At 75.5% G+C, this 22,638-nt stretch carries 17 protein-coding genes; 11 read left to right on the forward strand and 6 right to left on the reverse strand.

All coding sequences use genetic code 11. From position 1 onward, the window contains the following. Window position 1: 1 nt before the first annotated feature. Window positions 2-1,810, reverse strand: coding sequence for an FAD-dependent monooxygenase (locus tag ADL05_RS14860; protein ID WP_082376413.1), 1,809 nt, complete (start codon window positions 1,808-1,810; stop codon window positions 2-4). 76 nt (window positions 1,811-1,886) lie between these two features. Next, on the reverse strand, window positions 1,887-2,849 hold the full coding sequence (locus ADL05_RS14865) for an MBL fold metallo-hydrolase (protein WP_053617557.1): 963 nt from the start codon (window positions 2,847-2,849) through the stop codon (window positions 1,887-1,889). A gap of 289 nt (window positions 2,850-3,138) precedes the next feature. Here ADL05_RS14865 and ADL05_RS14870 point away from each other — a divergent pair, with 289 nt between their 5' ends. Further along, the gene (locus ADL05_RS14870) at window positions 3,139-3,678 is read left to right on the forward strand and encodes a MarR family winged helix-turn-helix transcriptional regulator (protein ID WP_053617558.1); all 540 of its coding nucleotides are present in this window, start codon (window positions 3,139-3,141) and stop codon (window positions 3,676-3,678) included. A gap of 65 nt (window positions 3,679-3,743) precedes the next feature. Further along, window positions 3,744-4,793, forward strand: a complete 1,050-nt coding sequence (locus ADL05_RS14875; protein WP_053617559.1) for an aminotransferase class V-fold PLP-dependent enzyme — start codon at window positions 3,744-3,746, stop codon at window positions 4,791-4,793. Window positions 4,794-4,878: 85 nt separating this feature from the next. Here ADL05_RS14875 and ADL05_RS14880 read toward each other — a convergent pair whose 3' ends face one another. Beyond that, window positions 4,879-6,159 (reverse strand): GNAT family N-acetyltransferase, encoded by a 1,281-nt coding sequence (locus ADL05_RS14880; protein WP_053617560.1) that lies wholly within the window; start codon window positions 6,157-6,159, stop codon window positions 4,879-4,881. Between the two features lie 167 nt (window positions 6,160-6,326). Between ADL05_RS14880 and ADL05_RS14885 the strand changes: the two genes are divergently transcribed. Continuing rightward, the gene (locus ADL05_RS14885; RefSeq protein WP_053617610.1) at window positions 6,327-7,337 is read left to right on the forward strand and encodes an N-acetylglucosamine kinase; all 1,011 of its coding nucleotides are present in this window, start codon (window positions 6,327-6,329) and stop codon (window positions 7,335-7,337) included. A gap of 38 nt (window positions 7,338-7,375) precedes the next feature. Here the strand turns inward: ADL05_RS14885 and ADL05_RS14890 are convergent, their stop codons facing one another. Beyond that, the gene (locus tag ADL05_RS14890) at window positions 7,376-8,734 is read right to left on the reverse strand and encodes an NAD(P)/FAD-dependent oxidoreductase (protein WP_053617561.1); all 1,359 of its coding nucleotides are present in this window, start codon (window positions 8,732-8,734) and stop codon (window positions 7,376-7,378) included. Between the two features lie 113 nt (window positions 8,735-8,847). Continuing rightward, window positions 8,848-12,084, reverse strand: a complete 3,237-nt coding sequence (locus ADL05_RS14895) for a BTAD domain-containing putative transcriptional regulator (RefSeq protein ID WP_053617562.1) — start codon at window positions 12,082-12,084, stop codon at window positions 8,848-8,850. Between the two features lie 440 nt (window positions 12,085-12,524). Between ADL05_RS14895 and ADL05_RS14900 the strand changes: the two genes are divergently transcribed. The 3 genes from ADL05_RS14900 (at window position 12,525) to ADL05_RS14910 (ending at window position 15,699) form a co-directional block, all read left to right on the forward strand. Continuing rightward, complete coding sequence (locus tag ADL05_RS14900; RefSeq protein ID WP_053617563.1) at window positions 12,525-13,097, forward strand: NADPH-dependent FMN reductase; 573 nt, start codon at window positions 12,525-12,527, stop codon at window positions 13,095-13,097. 60 nt (window positions 13,098-13,157) lie between these two features. Next, window positions 13,158-14,750: an MFS transporter gene (locus tag ADL05_RS14905; protein WP_053617564.1), complete on the forward strand. Its 1,593-nt coding sequence runs from the start codon at window positions 13,158-13,160 to the stop codon at window positions 14,748-14,750. A 316-nt stretch (window positions 14,751-15,066) separates the two neighbouring features. After that, complete coding sequence (locus tag ADL05_RS14910) at window positions 15,067-15,699, forward strand: trimeric intracellular cation channel family protein (RefSeq protein ID WP_053617611.1); 633 nt, start codon at window positions 15,067-15,069, stop codon at window positions 15,697-15,699. Here ADL05_RS14910 and ADL05_RS14915 read toward each other — a convergent pair. Next, window positions 15,654-16,598, reverse strand: coding sequence for a LysR family transcriptional regulator (locus ADL05_RS14915; RefSeq protein ID WP_053617565.1), 945 nt, complete (start codon window positions 16,596-16,598; stop codon window positions 15,654-15,656). The two genes, ADL05_RS14910 and ADL05_RS14915, sit on opposite strands and share 46 nt — an antisense overlap. 101 nt (window positions 16,599-16,699) lie before the next feature. On the opposite strand from ADL05_RS14915, the gene ADL05_RS14920 reads away from it, so the two are divergent. The 5 genes from ADL05_RS14920 to ADL05_RS14940 all read left to right on the forward strand — a co-directional run bounded on the left by ADL05_RS14920 (window position 16,700) and on the right by ADL05_RS14940 (window position 22,536). Next, on the forward strand, window positions 16,700-17,623 hold the full coding sequence (locus tag ADL05_RS14920; protein WP_053617566.1) for a serine/threonine dehydratase: 924 nt from the start codon (window positions 16,700-16,702) through the stop codon (window positions 17,621-17,623). A gap of 271 nt (window positions 17,624-17,894) precedes the next feature. Next, window positions 17,895-18,566, forward strand: a complete 672-nt coding sequence (locus tag ADL05_RS14925) for a 1-acyl-sn-glycerol-3-phosphate acyltransferase (protein ID WP_053617567.1) — start codon at window positions 17,895-17,897, stop codon at window positions 18,564-18,566. 253 nt (window positions 18,567-18,819) lie between these two features. Further along, window positions 18,820-19,716, forward strand: a complete 897-nt coding sequence (locus tag ADL05_RS14930) for a universal stress protein (RefSeq protein ID WP_231640758.1) — start codon at window positions 18,820-18,822, stop codon at window positions 19,714-19,716. 345 nt (window positions 19,717-20,061) lie between these two features. Next, entirely contained in the window at window positions 20,062-20,556 is a 495-nt protein-coding gene (locus tag ADL05_RS14935) for a metallophosphoesterase (RefSeq protein ID WP_053617568.1), read from the forward strand. A gap of 339 nt (window positions 20,557-20,895) precedes the next feature. Further along, the gene (locus tag ADL05_RS14940; RefSeq protein ID WP_053617569.1) at window positions 20,896-22,536 is read left to right on the forward strand and encodes a glycoside hydrolase family 10 protein; all 1,641 of its coding nucleotides are present in this window, start codon (window positions 20,896-20,898) and stop codon (window positions 22,534-22,536) included. Window positions 22,537-22,638 lie beyond the last annotated feature (102 nt).

The following is a 22,638-nucleotide window of genomic DNA, read 5'->3' on the forward strand; positions in this document are numbered from 1 at the left end:
CTTACCGTGGGCTGGGTGCGTGCGTGGCGGGAGCGGCCCCCGGGCCCGGGGGCGTGCCGTCGGTGCGTGCGGAGCCGTGGGCGCCGTCAGTGCTTGCGGCGCCTTCGGTGCCGTCAGTGCGCGCGGTGCCGTCCGCGGCTTCGTCCCGGTCGGCGCTCCCGGCCGCCGGGCGGACCGCGGCGCCCAGGGCCGTGCGCACGGCCCGGCGCAGGGCCTCGGTGTCGGTCCCGGCCAGGACGGCGGCGACGTGGGCGTCGGGGCGCACGAGCCAGACCTGGCCGGGCTCGGGGGCCAGGGCGGCGGCCAGGGCGCCGGTGGTGTCGATGTCGTCCAGGTACAGGGCGGTGACGGGGGCGTGGGTGGCGTCCTGGGCGGCGCCGCGCACGCGGGCGAGGAAGCCCGCCCGGTCGGCGGCGGGTACCGCGCCCACGAGCAGGGTCAGCCCCTCCCGCAGCAGGGCGCGGATCCGTGTGGGCCCGGGGCCGCCCGGGAGCGTGACGGGGGCGTCGGGCAGCATGACGCCGGGGCAGGGGGCCGGGGCCCGCCCCCGGGGCGGCCGGCCGCCGAAGGGCCGCTCGGGGCACGGGGTGGTCAGGGCGGAGTCGGTGTACCAGAAGGGTTCGGCCAGACGCCCCGAGTCGACCTGGGCGTGGACGCCGTCGTCGGTCAGGGCCCGGTCCAGGACGCTGACGCGCCGCTCGCGCTCGGCCTCGTCATGGGGCACGAGGAAGCGCATGGTGGCGCTGGTGACGTCGGCGTTCTCCAGCGCGGCGGCGTGGCGCTCGGTCTCGTAGGTCTCCAGGAGTTCCGGCGGGGCCCATCCGGCGCGCACGTAGGCGAGCTTCCAGGCGGCGTTCTCCGCGTCCTGCACACCGGAGTTGAGGCCGCGCGCCCCGAAGGGCGCCACCAGGTGGGCGTTGTCGCCCGCCAGGAGGACGCGCCCCGCACGCATGCGGTCGGTGGTGCGGGTGTGGAAGCGGTACACCGAGTGCCACACGATCTCGTAGGGCGTGTCCCCGATGATCTGGCGGATGCGGGCGTCCAGTCGGCCGCTGGAGCGCTCGGTGTCCAGGTCGAAGTCCGGGGGGACCTGCCAGTCGATCCGGAAGACGGAGCCGGGGCAGGGGTGGATGAGCACCTGGCGGCCGGGGTTCCACTCCGGGTCGAAGTAGAAGCGGCGCTCGCGCTCCCAGCCGGGCAGTTCCGCGCGGATGTCGCAGATGAGGAAGCGGTCGTCGAAGGAGGTGCCCTCGAAAGACGCGCCGATCGCCTCGCGCACGACCCCGCCGTGGGCGCCGAGGCAGGACAGGGCGTGGGTCCCGCGCAGGTCCACGGGCCCCTCGGGTGTGTCGCAGGTGACGGTGACGCCCTCGTCGTCCTGGGTCAGGCCGCTGACGCGGTGGTCCCACCGCACCCGGACGCCCGCCCGGTCCAGGAGTTCGTCGAGCACCTGTTCGGTGCGGGACTGGGAGATGTTGACGAAGGGCGGCAGGGGTGAGGCGCCCGGGTCCGGCAGGCGGACGCTGAACAGCTCCTGGCCGCGGTAGAAGGTGCGGGCGGTGTCCCAGGTCAGGCCTTCGCGGACGATGGTGCCGCCGCCCAGCCAGTCCCAGACGTCCAGGACGTCGCGCTGCTGGCAGATGGCCTTGGACCCGACGGCGTCGCGTGCCGGGCGGCCGTCCACGACCAGGACGGGGACGCCGCGCCGGGCCAGCAGCAGGGCCGCGGTCTGGCCCACGGGGCCGGCGCCGAGCACCAGGACCGGGTCGGCGGCGGGTTCGGACGGACTGCGGGGAGCTGGGGGGCGCATGGTGGCTCCGTTCTGGGATCGGTGGCGGGCGGTGGTCGGTGGTCGTCCGGCGCGGGGGCGGCCGGACCGACCCGGGTCAGTCCTGGAGCCGGTCCCAGACCTCGCGGTCGCGCTCGGCGGTCCAGATCACGGGGCGCTCGATGCCGGAGAACTCGTCCCACAGGCGCGAGACGTCGAAGGGCAGGCAGTGCTCGAAGATGGGCCAGTGCCCGTAGGTGCCCTCCAGCGCGCCGTGGGCGGCGGTGAAGGCCTCCTTGAGGGTGCCGCCGCGCTCGTGGACGGCGCCGACCTCGCGGATCATGGTGGTGAGGAAGCCGCGGGTCTGGGCGATGGCGGCGTCGACCTGGTCGCGGCCCCGGGTGACGGCGCCGCGCCCGCCGACGAGCATCTCCGCCTCCAGCGCGGCGACGGCGTCCAGGGTGGGGCCGGCCCAGTCGTGGTGGAAGGCGTCGCCGGTGTAGAGCGCGGCCTCGGCCTCGACGAGGTCCCCGGCGAAGAGGATGCGGTGCTTGGGCAGCCAGGCGACGATGTCGCCCTCGGTGTGGCCGCGCCCGAAGTACTCCAGGACCAGTTCACCGCGGTCGCCGCCCAGGTCGATGGTGGTGCGGTCGGCGAAGGTCTGGGTGGGCCAGGTCAGGCCGGGGACGGAGTCGGGGTCCTTGGCCAGGCGCGGCATGCGGCCGAACTCGCTGGCCCAGTCCTCCTTGCCGCGTTCGCGGATGAGTTCGTGCGTCTTCTCGTGGGTGAGGATGATCTCGGCGTCGAAGGCGCTGGCGCCCAGGACGCGGACCGCGTGGTAGTGGGACAGGACCAGGTAGCGCACGGGTTTGTCGGTGTGCTCGCGCAGCAGGGCGAGCCAGTCCCGGGCGGCGGCGGGGGTGGCCAGGGCCTCGAAGGCGACGACGAAGTCCTCGCCCTCGATCGCGCCCACGTTGGGGTCGCCCTCGGCGGTGAGCGCGTAGACACCGTCGGCCAGGATCTCCAGGGTCTGCTGCTTGGCCTCGGTGTCGGCGGAGGAGGCGAACGGCTTGGCTGCCATGGTCGAAGGCCCTTCACTCGCGCGGGCGGCGGTCACCGCCCTTATGATCAAACATTTGATTAGTTGGACCATAACGTGTCCCGCACCACACCCCCAAGAGGGGAAGAAGAGGTGATGTGGTGATACACGTCACAGCCACAGACTACTGTCCGTCCCCGCGGGTGTCCCCGAGGCGCCACCGCGCGCCGGTGGCGCCCGCACCCGACCGGTCCCGGATGTCGATGTGTCCGCGCGCTCCGCGGACTCCCCTGCGACGCGGCGTCCGCGGAGGACGCCCTAGTCTGGGTCCGTGACCCACAACACCGCTCCCCCCAGCGATCTCACCTTCTGGTCATTCGTGGACTACGCGGTGCAGAAGGCCGAGCAGGAACTACCCTCCGTCAACGCCGACGCCATGCGCCTGGTCCTCACCCTCAACCGGGCGACGAGCATGGTGATCTACGACCTGGAGTCGAGCGTCCACCGGCCGCGGGGCCTGACCTGGCCCGGGTTCCGGGTGATCTTCGCGCTGTGGCTGGCGGGCCCCATGGAGGCCAAGACCACCGCCGAGATCTCGGGGATGAGCCGCGCCGCGCTGTCCGCACTGCTCAACACGCTGGAACGGGACGGGCTCATCCTGCGCGAACGCGCCACCCACGACCGCCGCGCCCTCCAGCTCAGCCTCACCGAGGACGGCTACCGGGCGATCCTGGGCGGCTTCCGCGCGCACAACCGGCGCGAGAGCGCCTGGGCCGAGGCCCTGGAACCCGCCGAGCGCCAGGAGCTCGTCCGCCTCCTCAACAAGCTCATGGCCGGCTCCACCGAGGCCAAGGCCAAGTTCCGCAGCTGAGGAGGTCCGGCCCGCGGCCGGAATTGGCCCTTGAGCCCGCCGCGGCCGGCTGTGAGCATCGGGGCATGGACGACTCCCAGCGCGCGCGGCTGCACGCCGCCCAGCAGCAGTTCGCCCCTCAGACCACCTACCTCAACACGGCCACCCACGGACTGGCGCCCCTGCGGGCGACCCGGGCTCTGGAGGAGCACGTGCGCGAGGTGGCGTCGGGGCGCTTCTCAGCCGACTCCGCCGACCCGGCCATCGCGGCGGTCCGCGCCGCCTACGGGCGGATCACCGGGGTGCCCGCCGAGCGGATCGCCATCGGAACCCACGTCGCCCAGTTCGCGGGGACCGTCGCCGCCTCCGTTCCCGCGGGCGCCGAGGTGCTCGCGCCCGCGCACGAGTTCGCCTCGGTGGTCTTCCCCTTCATGGCCAGGGAGGGCGTCACCGTCCGCGAGGTGCCCCTGGACCGGCTGCCCGACGAGGTCGGTCCGGACACCGCCCTGGTGGCCGTCTCGGCCGTGCAGTCCGCGGACGGGGCGATCGCTCCCCTGGAGGACCTGATCTCCGCCTGCCGCGCCCACGGTGCCCGGCTGATGGTGGACACCACCCAGTCCGCCGGATGGCTGCCGGTCCCCGCCGAGCGGATCGACTACACCGTGTGCAGCGCCTACAAGTGGCTGCTCGGGCCGCGCGGCGCCGCGTTCCTGACGGGTACGGCCGAGGCGCTGGCGGAACTGGCGCCGCTCGCGCCGAACTGGTTCGCGGGCGCGGAGCCGTGGGACTCCCTCTACGGCGGGCCGCTGCGGCTGTCCGAGGACGCGCGCCGCCTGGACCTGGCGCCGGTGTGGGCGGCGTGGATCGGTCTGGCCCCGGCCCTGGAGCTCATCGAGGAGGTCGGAGTGCAGACGATCCGCGCCCACAACGCCGCACTCGGCGACCGGCTGCGCGCCGCGCGGGACCTGGAGCCCACGGGATCGGCGATCGTCTCGCTCCCGGCCCCCGAGGGGGCCGCCGAGCGCGTGGCGGAGGCGGGGGTGGCCGTGGCCGTGCGCAACGGGCGGCTGCGCGCCTCGTTCCACCTGTACAACGACGAGTCCGACCTGGACCGCCTGGTCAAGGCCCTGGGCTAGGGCGTGTTCCGTCCCGCCCCGCACGTCCGGTCGGGCGTGCGGGGCGGCGGCGCTGGTCCGCGGGTGGGGTGTGTGGGAGTGCGGTCTAGAAGATGACGGCGCACAGCGGCGCGTGCGGGACGCGCAGCGCCGCGTCGAACCGCTCGGCCGCGCCCGGGGTGTGCTCGGTGATCACGCCCGCGGCCAGCTGCGCCGCCAGCGTGTTCTGGCCCAGGTAGGCCGCGCCGAGGTGGGACACGTCCATCGACAGGTCCGGGCCGCTCTCGGTGGCCTCGGCCCGGGCGGCGTCGCGGTCGGCCTTGAGCCTCCAGCGCCCGGCGTTCCAGGGCGCGTGGCGGTCGGTGAGCTCCACGACCGTCTCCACCGGAGCGGCGTAGCCGCGCTCGGACAGGGCCGCGCGCACGTCGACCAGGCGTATCCACAGCGCGGTGCCCGGGACGGCGCCGATCCGCTGCCGGTCGGCCGCCAGCGCCCACAGCGGATCGTCCACTGCGGCGGAGCCGAAGACGACCTTGGCGACCAGGTCCCGGGAGAGGACGTGCTCGTACAGCGCCACGCGGGCGGCGGGGGTGGTGGAGACCATCTCCTGGACGCGCAGTTCGCTCCGCGGGCCCGTGTGTCCCCAGTCGGCCCGGACCCGGTAGAGGGCGTAGCCCTGGGGGCCGCCGGGTCCGTCCACCAGGGCCGCGCGCAGGGGGCCGTGGTCGCCCCGCTCGTCGCGCTCGTCGCGCAGCACGCGGTCCCACCAGGCCTCCGAGCGCTGGAAGCGCCCGATCCGGGTGGCGGCCTCCTGGCGGAAGAGCGCCTCCAGCTCATCCCGCACCCGGCCGGGGTCGGTCAGGCGCACGGTCAGCTCCGGGTCGCGGGGCGCGTCGGCGCGCAGCGCGGCGTGGGGGGAGGCGATGGACAGCTCCGCCTCCATGGAGGCGGCCCCGTACCCGAACCGCCCGTAGATGCCGCCCTCGCTGGCCCAGAGCGCCGCGACGCTCTCACCGGCCCCGCGCAGGTCGGCGAGCTGGCGGCGCATGAGCGCGCTCAGGACGCCGCGCCGCCGGTACGTGGGCCACACACCCACGCCGGTCACGCCCGCGACCTGGCGCGGGCCGCCCGGCATCGCCATCTCGAAGTCGAAGGAGTTGACGGCGCCGACCACCTCGTCGCCGTCCACGGCCACCAGGATCCGGTCGAGGCCGGATTCGCCGATGATCGGCCGGAGCCGCTCCACACGGCTCTCCACGTCCACCGGGGACAGCAGCGCCTCCCCCACCACCCTGGCCACCTCGGGGAACTCGTCGCCACCGATGCCGCGCACGGTCCAGTCGTCGGGGCGCCTACCGGACGGACCGGTTACGGAACTGTTCGTCATGCACGCATGCCTACCAGGCGCGCCGCGGCTCCGGCCACAGGTTTTCCCGCGTGCGAGTAACGGCGTGTCGAGACGGGCAAGCCTTCCTTGTGACGCACTCGACCACCACCCGCCCCGACCGCAGCGACCGCCACCCCGTCGGTGGCCGACCCAGACTCGTGGTGGGGGTGGACGCGGGCGGCACGAGCGCGCGCGCCCTGGTCACGACGCTCACGGGCCGACGGCTCGGTGAGTCGTGGGCCGGCGGGGCCAACCCCAACGCCCACGGGGCCCAGCACGCGGCCGCCCAGCTCGCCGAGGCGGTCGAGGGCGCCCTGGACCAGGCGGGGCCGCGGTCGCGCGGCGCGGTCGCCACCGTCGTCGTGGGGCTGGCCGGGGTGTCGGCGCTGCGCGACTCCGATGTGCGCGCGGCCATGGAGGGCGCGCTGGCCGAGGCGGGCCTGGCGTCCGTGGACAGCGTGTTCACCGGTGACGACGAGATCGCCTTCGCGGCGGGGACCGCGGTGCCGGACGGAACCGTGCTCATCGCGGGCACGGGGGCCATCGCCACCAGGATCGTGGCCCGGCGGCGCGACCGGTCGGCCGACGGGATGGGCTGGCTCATCGGGGACGACGGGTCGGCGTTCTGGATCGGGCACCAGGCCGCCAAGGAGACCGCCCGACAGCTCTCGCGCGGCGGGGAGCTGAGCCCGCTGGCGCGCTCGGTGGCCAAGGAGGTGATCCCGGGCCAGCGGCCGGTCGACGGACACGACCACCTGCCCGAGGAGCACGCCCGCAACTTCGCGCGCACCCTGACCGCCGCTCCCCCGGTCCGGCTGGCCGCGTTCGCGCCGATGGTCAGCCGGGCCCACGAGCAGGGGGACCCGGCGGCCGAGGTGATCATCAACGCCGCTGCGGGCCATCTGGCCCACTCGGTGCACCAGGTACGCACCCCGGGCGAGTGCCGGCCCATCGTCCTGGCCGGGGGCGTCCTGCTGCACTCCGGCCCCGTCCGCGAGGCGCTCACCCGCAAGCTGGCCCTCGGGGCCGTCGGATCGCGGATCGTCCTGGCCGGTTCCACCGCCGGGGGCGCGGCCTGGCTGGCCGCGCTGCGGGCGGGCGCCGAGGAGTCCGACCACCGGCTGCACGAGGCGTTCACGCTCGGCGAGGGGGACCGCGACCGCACCGGCGCCGCCTGAGCACGGGGGCGTCGGCGCGGGAGCGTCCCGGCCCCTTCCTAGAGTTCCAGGTTCTCCAGGGCGATGAGGTAGGCCTCGCCGAAGGTGGGGAACTGGATGATGGAGTCGGTCAGGACGGACAGGGGCAGGCGCGCCCGGATCGCCAGGGCCGCGGTGTGGATCCACTCCGAGGCCAGCGGCGCGAACGCCCACGCCCCCACCAGGACGCCCCGCTCGCGGTCGGCGACCAGGCCCAGGGTGCCGCGCGGATCGGTGGCGTAGGTCCAGGGGCGGGCCAGGGTCGCGGGCAGGTCGGCCTCGGCGGTGACGGTGTCGATCCCCCGCTCGCGCGCCTGGGCCTCGGTGAGTCCCACGGCGGCGATCTCGGGATCGGCGAACACCACCCGCGGCACGGCGGTGTAGTCGGCGGTGCGGTCGCCGCCGAGGATGTTGTCGGCGACCACGCGCCCCTGGTACTTGGCGACGTGGGTGAACAGCGCCCGTCCGGTCGCGTCGCCGGTGCCCCACAGGCCCGGCGCCGCCCGGCAGTGCTCGTCCACGACCAGGCCGGTCCGGTCCAGTTCGACGCCGGCCTCCTCCAGGCCCAGGCCGTCGGCGCGGGGGCGCCGCCCGGTCGCGAGCACGACCACGTCCGTGCGCACGGTGGTGCCGTCGGACAGCTCCGCGACGACCTCGCCCGCCCCGCGCGCGACGGAGGCGACCTCGGTGCCGGTGCGCACGGTGATGCCGTCGCGCGCGAACTGGTCGGTGACCAGGGCGCACAGGCGCGGTTCCTCGCGGTCCAGCAGCCGGGGGCCGCGCTGGACGACGGTCACGTTCGTGCCCATCCTGGCGAGGAACTGGCCGAGTTCCACGCCCACCGCGCTCCCCCCGATCACCACGGCCCGCCGGGGGACGTCGGTCAGGGTGGTGGCCTCGCGGTTGGTCCACACGGTGGCGGGGTCGAGGTCGTCCAGCCCCCGCACGGGCGGGCGGAGCGCGGCCGAGCCGGTGGCGACCACCACGTGGTCGGTGCTCACCTCGGTCCCGCCGACCTCCACCCGCCAGGGGTCGCGCCCGGTGACGCGGCCCCGGCCCCTGAGGACGAGGGCGCCCTGCTCCTGGTACCCCTCGGCCTGGGCCGAGTCGTCCAGGTGGCGGATCATCTGGTCCCGGTAGGCGCGCAGTGAGGGCCAGTCCAGGCCCGGCCGCGACAGCCCGGCGGTGCCGTCGGCACCCGCCCGGGCCTCCGGCGGGCGCAGCAGCGTCTTGGTGGGGACGCAGGCCCAGTAGGCGCACTCGCCGCCGATGAGTTCGCGCTCGGCCACCGCGACACGCCGGCCCGCGGCGAGCAGGCGGCTCGCGACCGTCTCCCCTCCGGGGCCCATGCCGATCACGACCGCGTCCATGTGTTCCATGCCTGGCTCCGTCCACCGTCCGTCGGGGTCGACTCCGATGGTGTCCGCTGGGCGGCGCGTCCGGAAGACCCGACACGCGCGCCACCGGGCCGGGCCGCCGACCGACCGGCCGCTCACCCGTGGGCGTGCCGGTCCACGGCCTGGTCGGGAGTGAGGTCACGGCCCCGACGGCGCTCCTTGTCCATGACACCGGCCTCCAGCGACGCCCCCACGCGGGACTCGATCCGGTCGACGTCGCCGCGTTCGGCCGCGGGCAGCGGCGCGCCCACGGAGTCGCGCAGGGCCTCGGCGGCGCCGAGCAGACGGGCGGCGTGCGCGTGGTCCCCGGCCAGCGCGCGGGCTCCCGCCAGGCCCTCCAGGGCGAGGGCCACCGCGCGCGGGTCGCCCGTGCGGCGCGCGGCGTCCAGGCCGCGCAGGTGGTGCGCCTCAGCACCGGCCGCGTCCCCGTCCTGTTCGGCGGCGAAGCCCAGCTCGGCGAGGATGAGCGCCGCGCCGAAGTCCGATCCGGCCCGCAGGTGCCAGTCGAGCCAGGCGCCCAGGTGCTCGCGCGCGGCGTCGGTGTCCCCGCGGCGGCGCGCGATGAGCCCGAGCCCGAGGACCGCGGACTCCTCCCCCACCACGTGGCCGTGCTCGACCGCGATGCGGCGGGCGCGTTCGTGCAGGTCCTGGCTGCGGTCGAGGTCGCGCTGGAGCAGGGCGACGCGTCCCAGGGAGGTGAGCCGCTCGCCGACCTCGGTCCACAGTCGGAGGGCCTCGGCCGTGCGCAGCGCGGCGCGGTGGTGGCGGGCGGCGCCGTCGAGGTCGCCGGTGACCTCGGCGTGGGTGCCGAGGAGGAAGGTGGCCAGGGCCTGGCCCCACCGGTCACCGAGTTCGGTGAACAGGGCCAGGGCGCGATCGGCGTGTTCGCTCATCGCGGCGAGGTCGCCGCGGGCGAACGCCCGGCGGGCCGTGCTCGCCACCAGCGCCGCCGCGACCCAGGGCTCGGTCCGTCCGCGCACACCCGCCCGGACGCGTCGGGCGAGGTCGTCGCCCTCCTCTCCCGTGGAGAAGCCGTCGCGCACGTGCAGGAGGTACCAGGCGGCCCGCAGCCGGGCGTCGGAGTCCGGGGCGCCGGTGACGGCGGGCGCGCCCGGGCGGCTGCCACCGATGCCGTTGGCCAGTCCCTCGCGCCACAGGGCGGCCGTCCGCCGTGCTTCGCCGTCGGTGTCGCCGTCCGCCGGTGCCAGGGCCAGGGCGGCGTCGAGCGCGCGCACCCCCTCGGCCAGGCGCCCGCGCATCACCCAGTACCAGGCCTGGGCGTTGACCAGGCGCAGGGCGGCCCCGGCCGCTCCGGCGGCCACGGCGGTCTCCAGGGCGAGGCGCAGATTCGCCGACTCGCCGTCCAGGTGGCGCAGCCACCGCCGCTGGTCGGCCGTGCGCAGGTGGGGATCGGCGCGTTCGGCCAGGTCGGTGTAGTGGTCGAGGTGGCGCCGCCGCACCGCGGTCTCCTCGCCCGCCTCGCGCAGCCGCTCGGCCGCGTAGGCGGCCACCGACTCCAGCAGCCGGTAGCGCGGCCCCGCCTCGCGGGCGGCCACGGTGACCAGGGAGCGGTCGACGAGTCCGGACAGCAGGTCGAGCACGCGCGGGAGGGGGACGCCGGCGTCGGCGCACACGGCTTCGGCCGCCTCCAGGGTGCATCCGTCGGCGTGGACGCTGAGCCTGCGCAGGACCGCCCGTTCGGCGTCGGCCAGCGGCTCCCAGCTCCAGTCCAGGACGGCGCGCAGGGTGCGCTGGCGGTCCGGTGCGTCGCGCGGCCCCTGGGAGAGCAGGGCGAAGCGGTCGTCCAGGCGGGCGGCGAGGGCCCGCACGCCGAGGGCGCGGACCCGGGTGGCGGCCAGTTCCAGCGCGAGCGGCACGCCGTCCAGGCGGCGGCACAGGGCGGCGACCGCGTCGGCGTCCTCGTCGGTGATCTCGAAGCCGGGGTCGGCCGCGGCGGCGCGCGCGGCGAAGAGGCGGACCGCGTCCGCGGCCCGGACGGCCTCCGCCGGGGCGCCCGGGGCGGGGACGGCGAGCGGCTGGACGGGCCAGAGGTGTTCGCCGGTCAGCGACAGGGGCACCTGGCTGGTGGCCAGGACCCGTACACCGGGCGCGGAGCGCAGCAGGGCGGCGACGAGGTCGGCGACCGGCTCCGCCACGTGTTCGCAGTTGTCCAGGACCAGGAGCGCGCTCCGTGCGCGCACGGCGTCGGCGAGGCGGTCCACGGGAGGGGCGCCCCCGGAGGCGGGGAAGGGGCTGGTGGCGGCGGTGTCGTCGCGCACGTCCAGAGCGGCCGCCACGACCGCGGTGACGGCCTCCAGCAGGCCCGGCGCGCCGGGCCGGGCGGTGACCCCGGAGAGTTCGACCAGGTGCACCCCGTCGGGCGGCGCGGCTCCGTCGGCCGCCGCCAGTGCGAGCCGGGTCTTGCCGACACCGCCGGGCCCGGTGAGGGTGACCAGGCGTGCGGTGGCGAGCAGGGCGCGGATGCGGGCGATGTCCTCGTCGCGGCCGACCAGGGAGCTGGCGGGGACGGGCAGCCCCGGCCCCCGCCCCGCCCGGACCGCGCGCGCGGGGGCCGGAGTCGCGCCCAGGGCGGGGTCCTGGGCGAGGATCGCCTGGTGCAGGGCGACGAGGTCGGGGCCGGGTTCCAGCCCGAGGTCGTCGGCCAGGTGGGCGCGCAGGCGCCGGTAGGACTCCAGGGCCTCGGCCTGGCGCCCGGAGCGGTAGAGCGCGCGCATGTGGGCGGCGCGCAGGCGCTCGCGCAGGGGGTGGCGCTCGACGAGGTCGCCGAGTTCGTCGGCGACCAGGACGTGCTCGCCCAGATCCGTGCGCGCCTGGGCCTGGTCCTCCAGCGCGGTCAGGCGCTGCTCCTCCAGACGGGTGACGGCGGCGCGCGCAAAGGGGTGGTCGGCGACGTCGCCGAAGGCGGGGCCGCGCCACAGGGCCAGTGCGTCGCCGAGCAGGGCGGCGCGGGCGGCCGGGCCGGCGGCGGCGCGGGCCCGGGTGAGCAGCGCCTGGAAGTCCTGGGCGTCGACGTCCTCGGGTGCGGCGTCGAGGAGGTAGCCGGGGGCACGGGAGACCAGGAGCGCGCGGGCGCCGGGTTCGGCGTCCTCCAGGGCGCGGCGCAGCTGGGAGGCGCGGGTCTGCAGGGAGGCGGAGGGGTGGGCGGGCAGGGCGTCGCCCCACAGGGCCTCCACCAGCCGGTCGGCGGGCACCACGCGGCCCGGGTCGACCAGCAGGCCGGCCAGCAGGAGCCGGACCTTGACCTCGGGGACGCGCACGGGCCGCCCCTGTGAGGTCCACACCGCCAACGGACCCAGAACACCGAATCGCATGCGGCAAGCCTAGGACCCGTTCGGTGCGGGCCGTCCGTCGCACAGGACGCCCCGCGCCGCAGGCGCCCGTGGGGGTGAAGGGCCACGGCCGGACGACGGGAGCGACGGGCAGGCCCATGTCGGGCGGCGGCGAGACGGCCGGGACGACGGGCGGACGGCCAGGGCGGTAGCGGGCCACGGGCGAGCGCGTCCGGGGCGCTGGGGAGCGACCGTTCGACCGGGAGGGCGAAGGGCCGAGGGGCGCCCCCGAGTGGCCGGGCGAACGGGGTGTGCCGTGCGGGCGCGCGTCGGAGGCGGGGCACACGGCCTCGACCTGCGACTTCAGGCGCCCTTCCGGTCGTCCTGAGCGGATCCGGAGGAAACCCGAAGCCCTCCTCGCCACGGTGTGTGCATCAGCCGGACGGTGAGGGGAGCGGGACATGGACGGGACTCGGCCGCGAATGGCGATCGTGATCGGCGGGGGCGGAGCGCCCCGGTTCGAGGCCGCGGTCGCGGACTGGCTCACCGGACTCGCACACGCCGGTACGGGCCTGGAGGCGGCCACGATCGACCTGGCCGCCGCCTGTCTGCCGGCGGACCCGCCTCCGCTCGGTGCCCCCTCCGGCGATCCGGACGCGGACGGTGCCCCCGGCACGCGGCCGTGCTCGGTGCGCGACCTGGCGCCGTGGCTGGCCGGGGCCGACGCGTTCGTCGTGGTCACCGCCGAGTACCACCACGGCGTTCCGGGCCCGCTCAAGACGGCCGTCGACTGGTTCGACGCCGAGTGGTGGGCCAAGCCGGTCGGGTTCTGCTCCTACGGCGGGCACGCCGGGGGCTCGCACGCCGCGCACCAGCTGCGCGAGGTCTTCGCGAGCGCCCACGCCGTCCCGGTGCCCGACCCGGTCGCCGTGCGCTCCCCCGACACCGCGCTCCTGGCCGGAGCCGCACGGCACGCCGAGGGCATGCTCCGGCGGCTCGACTGGTGGGCCCGCGCCCTGCGGTCGGCCCGCGACCGGTGTCCTCCCGCGTTCTGACGTCCGCGCGGCGCCTCAGGCGCACGCGACACCATCCATCTCCGAAGGGACATCCCTCTCATGACCTCGCACGACTCCCACACCGCGGCGCCACGGGCGACCGTACGCAGCTGGCTGGGGCTGGTGGTGCTGCTACTGCCCACCGTGCTCCTCTTCCTCGCGATGACCGTCCTGTTCCTGGCCACCCCCTACATCGCCGTCGATCTGGCGCCGAGCAGCGGACAGCTCTTGTGGATCAACGACATCTACGGGTTCGTGATGGCCGGGTTCCTGGTCACCATGGGCACGCTGGGCGACCGGGTGGGGCGCCGGCGCCTGCTCCTGGCGGGCGCGGCGGTGTTCGGCGCCGCCTCGGTGGCCGCCGCCTACGCCCCCGGGCCGGAGGTCCTGATCGCCGCACGGGCACTGATGGGCCTGGGCGCGGCGGCGCTGATGCCCGCCACCCTGTCCCTGATCACCACCATGTTCCGCGACGAACGGCAGCGGGGTGTGGCCATCGGACTGTGGGCGGCCTCGGTCTCGGTGGGCGTGGCCCTGGGCCCCCTCGTGGGCGGGCTGCTGCTGGAGTCCTTCTGGTGGGGCGCCGCCATGCTCGTGGGCGTGCCGGTGATGGCGCTGGTGCTGGTCGCCGTGCCCCTGCTGGTCCCGGAGTACCGCGCTCCGAGGGCGGGCCGCCTGGAACCGCTCAGCGTCGTGCTGTCGCTGGCCGCCCTGCTCCCGTTCGTGTACGGGATCAAGAAGCTCGCGGAGACGGGTCCGGCCGTGCTGCCGGTGGCCGCCCTGGTCGCCGGGGTGGTCTTCGCGGTGGTGTTCGTCCGCAGGCAGGCACGGCTGGCCGACCCGCTGCTGGACATCCGGCTGTTCGCGAACCGGACGTTCAGCGGGGCGCTGGGCGTGTTCATGCTCGCGGCCGTCGCCCTGGGCGGGATCTACCTGCTGTTCACCCAGTACCTGCAGCTGGTGGCCGAGGAGTCGCCGCTGCGGACCGGGCTGTGGATCCTCCCGGCGGCGATGGCGCTGGTCGTGGTGTCCGCGGTGACCCCGGTGCTGGCGCGCCGCGTGCGGCCCGCCCTGCTCATCGCGGCCGGGCTGGCGCTGTCGACCGCGGGCTACCTCGTCATGACGCAGGTCGGTTCCGAGGCCGGTCTGGGCCTGCTGGTCACGGGCTTCTACATCCTCTATCCCGGCATCGCGCCGACCATGGCGCTGGTACCCGGTCTGGTCATGGGCGCGGCCCCGCCGGAGAAGGCCGGTGAGGCCTCGGCGGTCGAGAGCACCGCCAGCGACCTGGGCGTGGCGCTCGGTGTGGCCCTGCTGGGCAGTGTGGGCGCGGCGGTCTACCGCCTCCACGCCGCCGAACCGGCGCGGGCCGCGGGAGCGGAGGCGGAACGGGCGGGCGAGAGCCTGCCCGGGGCGCTGACGGCGTCCGAGCGGATGCCCGCCGACGCCGGGGCGGCGCTGGTGGACTCGGCGCAGGCCGCGTTCACCGACGGGCTCAACGCGGCCGCGTGGGTCGCGGCGGCGCTCTCCGCCGTGGGCGCGGTCCTGGCGCTCACGCTGCTGCGCCACGTGCCGCCGACCGGGTCCGCCGCCGTGCCCGAGGAGGCCGCGCCGGTGGCCGCGGGACGCGAACGGGAGGACAGCGGGGTGTGAGATCCGGGCCGGGGCCCGTCGCGGCACGCGCCGCGACGGGCCCCGCCACGCGTGCGGGGCCAGAGGTGCGTGTGACCCCGGAGGTACACAGGGGCGTGGCGTGCCCAGGTCCCAGGCCCGCAGGAGCAGGGATCGGCCCGGAGCCAGAGGTCCCGGTGGACCCGGCGGTACGCACGGGGTCCGGGGGCACGTGCCCGACCAGGGGCGCGTGCGGCGTGTCACGTCTGGAACGTGCCGGGGCGCCGCCGGAGGCGTGGTGTACTGGCGGGTCGACACCGCCAGCATCCCCGGAAGGACGCCGTCCCGGCGCACACGCATGTCCACCCAGACCCTTCTCCTCGTCCTCGATCTCGTCGGGATCTTCGCCTTCGCCCTGGACGGCTCCCTGACGGCCGTCCGCACCGCGCGCGTGGACATCGTCGGTGTCATGTCGCTGGGCGTGATCACCGCCATCGGCGGCGGGATCATCCGCGACGTCCTGCTCGGCGTGACGCCCGCGACCTTCCAGGACTGGCGGTACCTGGTGACCGCGCTGGCCGGAGCGACCCTGGCGTTCTTCCTCAGCCGCCAGCTGGACCAGCTGAGCAAGCCGATCCTGCTGTTCGACGCCGCGGGCCTGAGCCTGTTCGTGGTGATCGGCGCGACCAAGGCGATGGAACTCGGGTTCGGTCCGCTCCAGGCGACGATCCTGGGCGTGATCACCGGCGTGGGCGGCGGCACCATCCGCGACGTGCTGCTCAACCGGGTCCCGACGGTGCTCAGCGCGAACTCCCACCTGTACGCCGTCCCGGCCACGCTCGGCGCCGGGTTCGTGGTCGTGGTGTCGGTCTTCGGCCTGGGCGCGGGCTGGGTCGCGGTGGTCGGCGCCGTACTGTGCTTCGTGGTGCGCGTGCTGGCCCTGCGCTACCGGTGGAACGCCCCGTCCCCGCCCGGGGCTCCGCCGCTGTAGTCCAGGGCGCGCGCGGCCGTGCGCCGCAGGACCGCGACCATGGCCGGGACCGGGTCGGTCACCCGTCCGCGGTGGACGGCGAAGATCTCCCGCGCCAGGCTGGCGCCCCGCAGCGGACGGCCGACCCAGCCCCCGCCGCGGGCCGCACCAAGGATGCTGCGCGGGATGAGCGCCACGCCGACACCCGCCTCGATGAGCGCCAGGGCCACCTCGTAGTCGCGTGTCTCGTAGGTGACGTTCAGGCGCACCCCGGCGGCCGCGGCGGCGTCGTCCAGGGTCACCCGGTTGTGGATGCCCGGCGCTCCGCAGATCCACTCCTCCTCGGCGAGGTCGGCCAGGGACGGGTCCCGGTCGGCGATGGGGTGCCCGGTGGGGGCGACGACCATGAGCGGGTCGACGAGGATGCGCTCCCGGTGCAGGCCCCGGGTGGCGGGCAGGGGCGCGCCCGGGTAGCGGTGGGTGATGAGCAGGTCGAGGTCGCCGGAGGTCACCAGGTCGTAGCCCCCGGGCGGTTCGATGTCCGACAGCGACAGGCGCACGTGCGGGTGCTCGCTGCCGAACGCCGCGAGCGTCGCGGGCAACAGGACCTTGCCCGCGCTGGCGAAGGCGCCCAGGGACAGGCGCCCCGGCGGCTCGCCCGCCACGGCCCGGACCGCGGCCTCGGCGTCGCGGAGCTGGCCCAGGACCCGTTCCCCGTGGTCGAGCAGGACCAGGCCCGCCTCGGTGAGCGTGGCCCCGGTGCGTCCGCGTTCGACGAGCGGGCAGCCCACCTCGCGCTCCAGCTTGGTCAGCTGCTGGGAGAGGGCGGGCGGGGTGAAGGAGAGCCGCTGGGCCGCGGCGGCGATGGATCCGGCGTGGGCGATCTCCACCAGCACGCGCAACCTGTTGGCGTCCAGCATGCCGTCCCCCCTGCTCAACAAAATCTGACACAAACATCTGCTTAAGGATATTTAGCAAGCCCAACTTTAAGTTAATGCCCGGTAGCGGCAGAGTGGTCCCTATGAGCCCCAGAACCGCGCAGGCAGTCCCCACGGCCACCGACGTCCGAGCCGCCGCGGAGCGCATCGCGCCCTACGCCCGGCGCACCCCCGTGCTGCACACCGAGATCGACGGCCGCCCGGTCTCGCTGAAGCTGGAGTACCTGCAGCGCACGGGCGCGTTCAAGCTGCGCGGAGCACTCAACGCCCTGCTCGGCGGCCCGCCGACCGACCGGGTCATCACCGCCTCGGGCGGCAACCACGGGCTCGGGGTGGCGACGGCGGCCCGGCTGCTCGGTGTGCGCGCCACGGTCTACGTCCCGGAGACGATCCCCGAGGCCAAGGCCGCTCCCCTGGCGGCCACCGGCGCGGAGATCGTCCGGGTGGGCGAGGAGTACGCGCAGGCGGCGGCCGAGGCGCGCTCGCGCGCCCACGCCGAGGACGTGCGCTACCTGCACGCCTACGACGACGCGCTCGTGGTCGCCGGACAGGGCACCATCGGCCTGGAGATCGCCGCCGACGCGCCCGAGTGCGACACCGTCGCGGTCGCCGTCGGCGGAGGCGGACTGGTGGCCGGGGTGCGCCTCGGCTCGGGCGACCGGCGCGTGGTCGGGGTGGAGCCGCGCGGGTGCCAGAGCCTGCACGCCGCGCTGGCCGCGGGCCACCCCGTCCAGGGCCCCGTCGACTCCGTCGCCTCCTCCGCCCTGGGCGCGGCCACCCTGGGCGAGGTGCCCTTCGAGGTGCTGCGCGCGCACCCGGTGACGACCGCGCTGGTCGGGGACGACGAGATCCTGGCCGCCCAGGACCGGTTGTGGGAGGAGTTCCGCATCGCCACCGAACCGGCCGCCGCCGTACCCTTCGCCGCCTGGCTGGCGGGCCTGGTGCCCGGCGAGCGCCCCTGCCTGGTGGTGTGCGGCGCCAACGCAGAGTGGCGCCGCGCGGGCTGAGCCCCGCGCCGGGCACGCTGGCCCGTGGCCAGGAGGGCTGGACCCCCCACCGCGCGCTGAACCGTGGCCGGGCGGGCTGGATCCGCGCCGGACGGCCGAACCGCGCTCCGACCCGCGCCGCGGCAGGCAGCACCGGCTCCCACCTGGCCCGATACCCTCCACCGGGCCCGGTGGGTGACACACGGCACTCCGCCTACCCCGACGCCGTGGTTACCGGCCGGTCGCCCTTACATTGGTGTGCGTCATCCACCGACCGAGTGAGGGAGAACACGTGCTCTACGGTGCGTTGCGGCAGACCGCGGCGATGCTCGCCCGGACCCTGTGCCGCCCGACCATCGAGGGCCGTGAGAACGTCCCTGCCCGCGGCGCCGTCCTGCTGGCCAGCAACCACCTGTCGTTCGTCGACAGCGTGGTCATCCCGCTCTCGGTCACGCACCGGCGGGTGCGCTTCCTGGCCAAGAGCGACTACTTCGAGGGCACCGGCCTCAAGGGTCGGGCCACCAGGACCGTGTTCAGTTCCCTGGGGGCGATGCCGGTGCAGCGCGGCAACGCCCGCGACGCGCTGCTGTCGCTGGAGATGATGCTCGACCGGCTCCGCGAGGGCGAGGCGTGCGTGGTCTACCCCGAGGGCACCCGCTCCCGGGACGGACGCCTGTACCGGGGGCGCACCGGAGTGGCGCACCTGGCCATGGAGTCCAAGGCGCCGGTCGTCCCGGTGGCGGTCTCGGGCACGCAGCGGGTCCAGCCGATCGGCGCGTCGATGCCTCGGCCGCACCCGTTCACGGTGCGCTTCGGGGAGCCGTTGGACTTCTCCACCGGCTACGACCACCTGGCTCCGGGCAAGGCGCGCCGGGTGATCACCGACCGCGTCATGGACGCCATCCACGAGCTGTCCGGCCAGGAGCGCGCGCACGAGTACAACACCTACAGCACCGAGGAGTGAGACCCCGGCGCAGATGTCCGGATGGTCGACGGCCGCGCTCGTGCGCGACCGCCGCCACGCGGTGAGCGTGGAGCCGCACGGCCCCGCGTGACAGCGCCGTCGTCCGCGCCCGTGGTCGAACCGTTCCGCCAGTGCCATAGGTCCCGGAACCGATGGGCGCTCGCGTGCTCGGAAGGTGCGTCGTACCCGGGCGCCCGCCCGCGGTGGCGCCTAGCGTGAGGATCAGGACGCGATCGGCGACGAGGGGGACTCCGTGGGCGAGGGAGCGGCGCGGCCGGTGGTGGCCGCGGTGGACGGGAGCGAACAGAGCTTGCGGGCCCTGGACTGGGCCGCCGACGAGGCCCGGATCCGGGACCGCGGACTGCGCGTCGTCCACGCCTTCGAGTGGCCGATGCGCCGCGTCGCGGCCAGGGGAGCACCGGGGTTCGACCCCGACGACTTCGCACGACGCATTCTGGACGACGCACGGGAGCGGGCCGGTGCGCGCACACCCGAGGTGGCCATCGAACCGGTCTACGTCGACGGCGACACCGTACCGGTGCTGCTGACGCAGGCCAGGGACGCGGAGGTCCTGGTCATGGGGTCGCGGGGTCTGGGAACCCTGGGGTCGGCGGTGCTCGGTTCCACCGGGACGCGGCTCGCGGCGGAGGCCGCCTGCCCCGTCGTGGTGGTCCCGTCCAACGCGGACGGACCCCGGTCCGGCCGGATCGTGGTGGCCGTCGACGGCTCGCCCGCCTCGATGGCGGCACTGGACTGGGCGTTCACCGTCGCCGAGGACCACGAAGCGACCCTGGCCGTCACCATGGTCTGCGACGACCCGCCGAGCCTGTTCGCCGGACCGCTGGCGAAGGCGGCCTACCGCGGCCCGTCCGAGTCCGAGCGCGCGGCCGCCCAGGAGATCGCCCGTGAGTTGCTCGTCGAGGCCACCGGGCCGGGCCGCGAACACCACCCGGGGGTGCGGGTGACGGAGGTCGTGGTCGCCGGGCACGCGGCCCGGCGGTTGATCCGCGAGGCCGAGGACGCCGACCTGCTCGTGGTGGGATCGCGCGGGCACGGCGGGTTCGCGGGGATGCTGCTGGGCTCGGTGAGCCAGTCCGTCCTCACGCACTCCACCCGGCCCGTGGCGGTCGTCCGCGCACCGCGGGACTGACGCCCGCGGGCGACGCTTCCGACGGGCCGGTCCCGGGACACGGCAGGATGCCCGGGACACTCCCAACCCGCCCCCGGACCGCGATGGACCGGGTCCGGCATCACGCGAGCTTCTTCCGGAACACGACAGGCCGTTGCCAGGACACGCCCGGCCCGGCCTCCCGGACGCCTGTGCCCGCGACACCCCCGGCCCGGCCGCGGGTCACAACGGGCCCGGTCCCCAGGCACGACGGATCCGGTTCCGAGACGCACGCGCCCTGAGCGGGATCGGCGCCGCCCGGTCCCGGCGCGCCATGGCGGCCCCAGGACACACGCCTCGCGGGCGGGGCTGGACTACCCTGCCCCCATGCGCGTGCTCCTGCTGTCCGACACCCACATCCCCCGCCGTGCCCGCGACCTGCCCGAACGCGTGTGGGACGAGGTCGACCGGGCCGACGTCGTCGTGCACGCGGGCGACTGGTGCGACGCGGAGAGCCTGGACCGCCTGGCGGCCCGCGCCCGCCGCCTGGTCGCCGTGTACGGCAACAACGACGGGCCGGACCTACGCGCCCGGCTGCCCGAGATCGCCCGCGCCACGCTCGGCGGGGTGCGCTTCGCCGTCGTGCACGAGACCGGGGCGGCCCGCGGCCGGGAGAAGCGGTGCGAGCGGCGCTTCAGCGACAGCGACGTGCTGGTGTTCGGGCACTCCCACATCCCCTGGGACACGCGCGCCCCCTCGGGCCTGCGGCTGCTCAATCCCGGTTCGCCCACCGACCGGCGCCGCCAGCCGCACCACACGTACATGACGCTGGAGGCCGCCGACGGCGACGTCCGCGGCGTCCGGCTGCACGAGCTGCCCTGACCGGCCCGCGCCGACACCGGCGCCCTGGACCGGACGAGGCGCCCAAGGGTTCCCCGGGCCCCACGCTCCCCCGGCGATCTGGAACCGCCGAGGCGCCAGAGGTTCTCACGTGGTGCCCCACTCCCCCCGGCGCCCTGGAGCGGCCGAGGTACGCCGAAGGTTCACCGAACCCCACGCTCCCCCGGCGTCACGTTCGCACCGATCACGGGTCGGGGACTTGCCTTGCGCCCCCAGATCGTGAAGGTTTTCTTCTAAGCTCATGCTGACAGTCGCATTCGGTGTCGGCCCGGTCACGGGACCGCGGCGCGGCCGGTGCGACGGAGGCCGGAAGGAGCCATCTTGGCGTACGCACGCCGGAGCAGCCCCGCGAGCCGCGGAGCCGTCCGGATCCCCCGCACCACCGCCTGCCGCGGCGCACTGGCCGCCGCGATCGCGCTGTGCCTGCTGCACACACCGCACGCCGCCGCCTCGACGGTGGCGGCGGCCCCCGAGGAACCCGCGCCCCGGCCCTGCCGGGTCGACGACCAGGCCCCGCCCAAACGGCAGCTGCGCGCGGAGTGGATCGCCGGGGTGTACAACATCGACTGGCCGAGCGCACCGGGACTCACCCCCGACGAACAGCGCGCGGAGCTCACCGAGCTCTACGACCGGGCCCGGGACGACGGCCTCAACGCGGTGTTCGTGCAGATCCGGCCCACCGCCGACGCGTTCTGGCCCTCGCCCCACGAACCGTGGTCGGAGTGGCTCAGCGGCGAACAGGGCCGCGACCCCGGCTACGACCCGCTGGAGTTCGCCGTGGCCGAGGCGCACGAGCGCAACCTGGAGTTCCACGGCTGGTTCAACCCCTACCGCGTGGCCATGCACGACGACCCCTCGCGGCTGGCCGAGGACCACCCCGCCCGGCTCCACCCGGACTGGGTCTTCGACTACGGCGGCCGGCTCTACTACGACCCCGGCGTGCCGGAGGTCCGCGCCTTCGTCATCGAGGCGATGATGGACGCGGTCGAGAACTACGACCTGGACGGCGTGCACTTCGACGACTACTTCTACCCCTATCCCGTGGCCGGGCAGGAGATCCCCGACCAGGACACCTTCGCCGAGTACGGCGGCGACTTCGACGACATCGGCGACTGGCGGCGCGAGAACGTCGACCGCCTGGTCCAGGAGATGGACGAGGCCGTACACGACGCGAAGCCGCACGTGCGGTTCGGGGTCAGCCCGTTCGGGATCTGGCGCAACGCCGGCAGCGACCCGGCGGGCTCGGACACCCGCGGGTTCGAGTCCTACGACGGCATCTACGCCGACAGCCGCCGGTGGGTGGACCAGGGCTGGGTGGACTACATCAACCCGCAGGTCTACTGGGAGATCGGGCTGCCCGTGGCCGACTACGCCGTGCTCGTGCCCTGGTGGGAGGACGTCGTGGCCGACACCGACGTGCAGCTCTACATCGGCCAGGCCGCCTACAAGGCGGGCAACGACGGCGCCTGGTCCGACCCGGCCGAACTCGCCCGGCACCTGGAGTTCAACCGGGACCACCCCGGGGTGGACGGCGACGTGTACTTCAGCGCGACGTCGCTGCGCACCAACGCCAGGCGGGCCATGGACGAGGTGGTCGCCGAGCACTACGCCCACCCCGCCCTGATCCCGGTCAAGGCGGACCTGGGCGGCGCCGCGCCCGCGGCGCCCGTGGTGGTACGGGCCCGGCGCGGCGAGGACGGCACCCGCGTGACGATCCGTCCCCGGCCCGGCGAGGAGCCCGCCTACTACGCGGTGTACGCGGTCGACGGGCGGCCGGACCCGGGCTCGGTGCCGTGCCGGATCGAGGACCCGCGCCACCTGCTCGGCACCGTGCGCGCCGACGGGAACCGGCCCACGGAGTTCACCGCCCCGGCCCACGAGGGCGAGCGGACCTACTACGCGACCGCCCTGGACCGGCTGCACCACGAGAGCCCGCCAGGGAACCCGCGCCACACGCCCTGACCCGCCCGCCCGCGTACGGCCGCCGCCGGGCCCGTGAGCGGCGTGCGGGTCCGGGGTCCGCGCCTGCCGCGCGCGGGCACGGGTTCCGTAGGCCCGGAGCCC

The organism is Nocardiopsis sp. NRRL B-16309, assembly GCF_001279585.1.
GTDB lineage: Bacteria > Actinomycetota > Actinomycetes > Streptosporangiales > Streptosporangiaceae > Nocardiopsis.

Coding starts and splice junctions, on each gene's coding strand:
- ADL05_RS14895 (WP_053617562.1), bottom strand. CDS start 12,084: ATGCGATTCGGTGTTCTGGGTCCGTTGGCGGTGTGGACCTCACAGGGG.
- ADL05_RS14900 (WP_053617563.1), top strand. CDS start 12,525: ATGGCGATCGTGATCGGCGGGGGCGGAGCGCCCCGGTTCGAGGCCGCG.
- ADL05_RS14865 (WP_053617557.1), bottom strand. CDS start 2,849: ATGGCAGCCAAGCCGTTCGCCTCCTCCGCCGACACCGAGGCCAAGCAG.
- ADL05_RS14935 (WP_053617568.1), top strand. CDS start 20,062: ATGCGCGTGCTCCTGCTGTCCGACACCCACATCCCCCGCCGTGCCCGC.
- ADL05_RS14910 (WP_053617611.1), top strand. CDS start 15,067: ATGTCCACCCAGACCCTTCTCCTCGTCCTCGATCTCGTCGGGATCTTC.
- ADL05_RS14905 (WP_053617564.1), top strand. CDS start 13,158: ATGACCTCGCACGACTCCCACACCGCGGCGCCACGGGCGACCGTACGC.
- ADL05_RS14860 (WP_082376413.1), bottom strand. CDS start 1,810: ATGCGCCCCCCAGCTCCCCGCAGTCCGTCCGAACCCGCCGCCGACCCG.
- ADL05_RS14890 (WP_053617561.1), bottom strand. CDS start 8,734: ATGGAACACATGGACGCGGTCGTGATCGGCATGGGCCCCGGAGGGGAG.
- ADL05_RS14880 (WP_053617560.1), bottom strand. CDS start 6,159: ATGACGAACAGTTCCGTAACCGGTCCGTCCGGTAGGCGCCCCGACGAC.
- ADL05_RS14915 (WP_053617565.1), bottom strand. CDS start 16,598: ATGCTGGACGCCAACAGGTTGCGCGTGCTGGTGGAGATCGCCCACGCC.
- ADL05_RS14920 (WP_053617566.1), top strand. CDS start 16,700: ATGAGCCCCAGAACCGCGCAGGCAGTCCCCACGGCCACCGACGTCCGA.
- ADL05_RS14875 (WP_053617559.1), top strand. CDS start 3,744: ATGGACGACTCCCAGCGCGCGCGGCTGCACGCCGCCCAGCAGCAGTTC.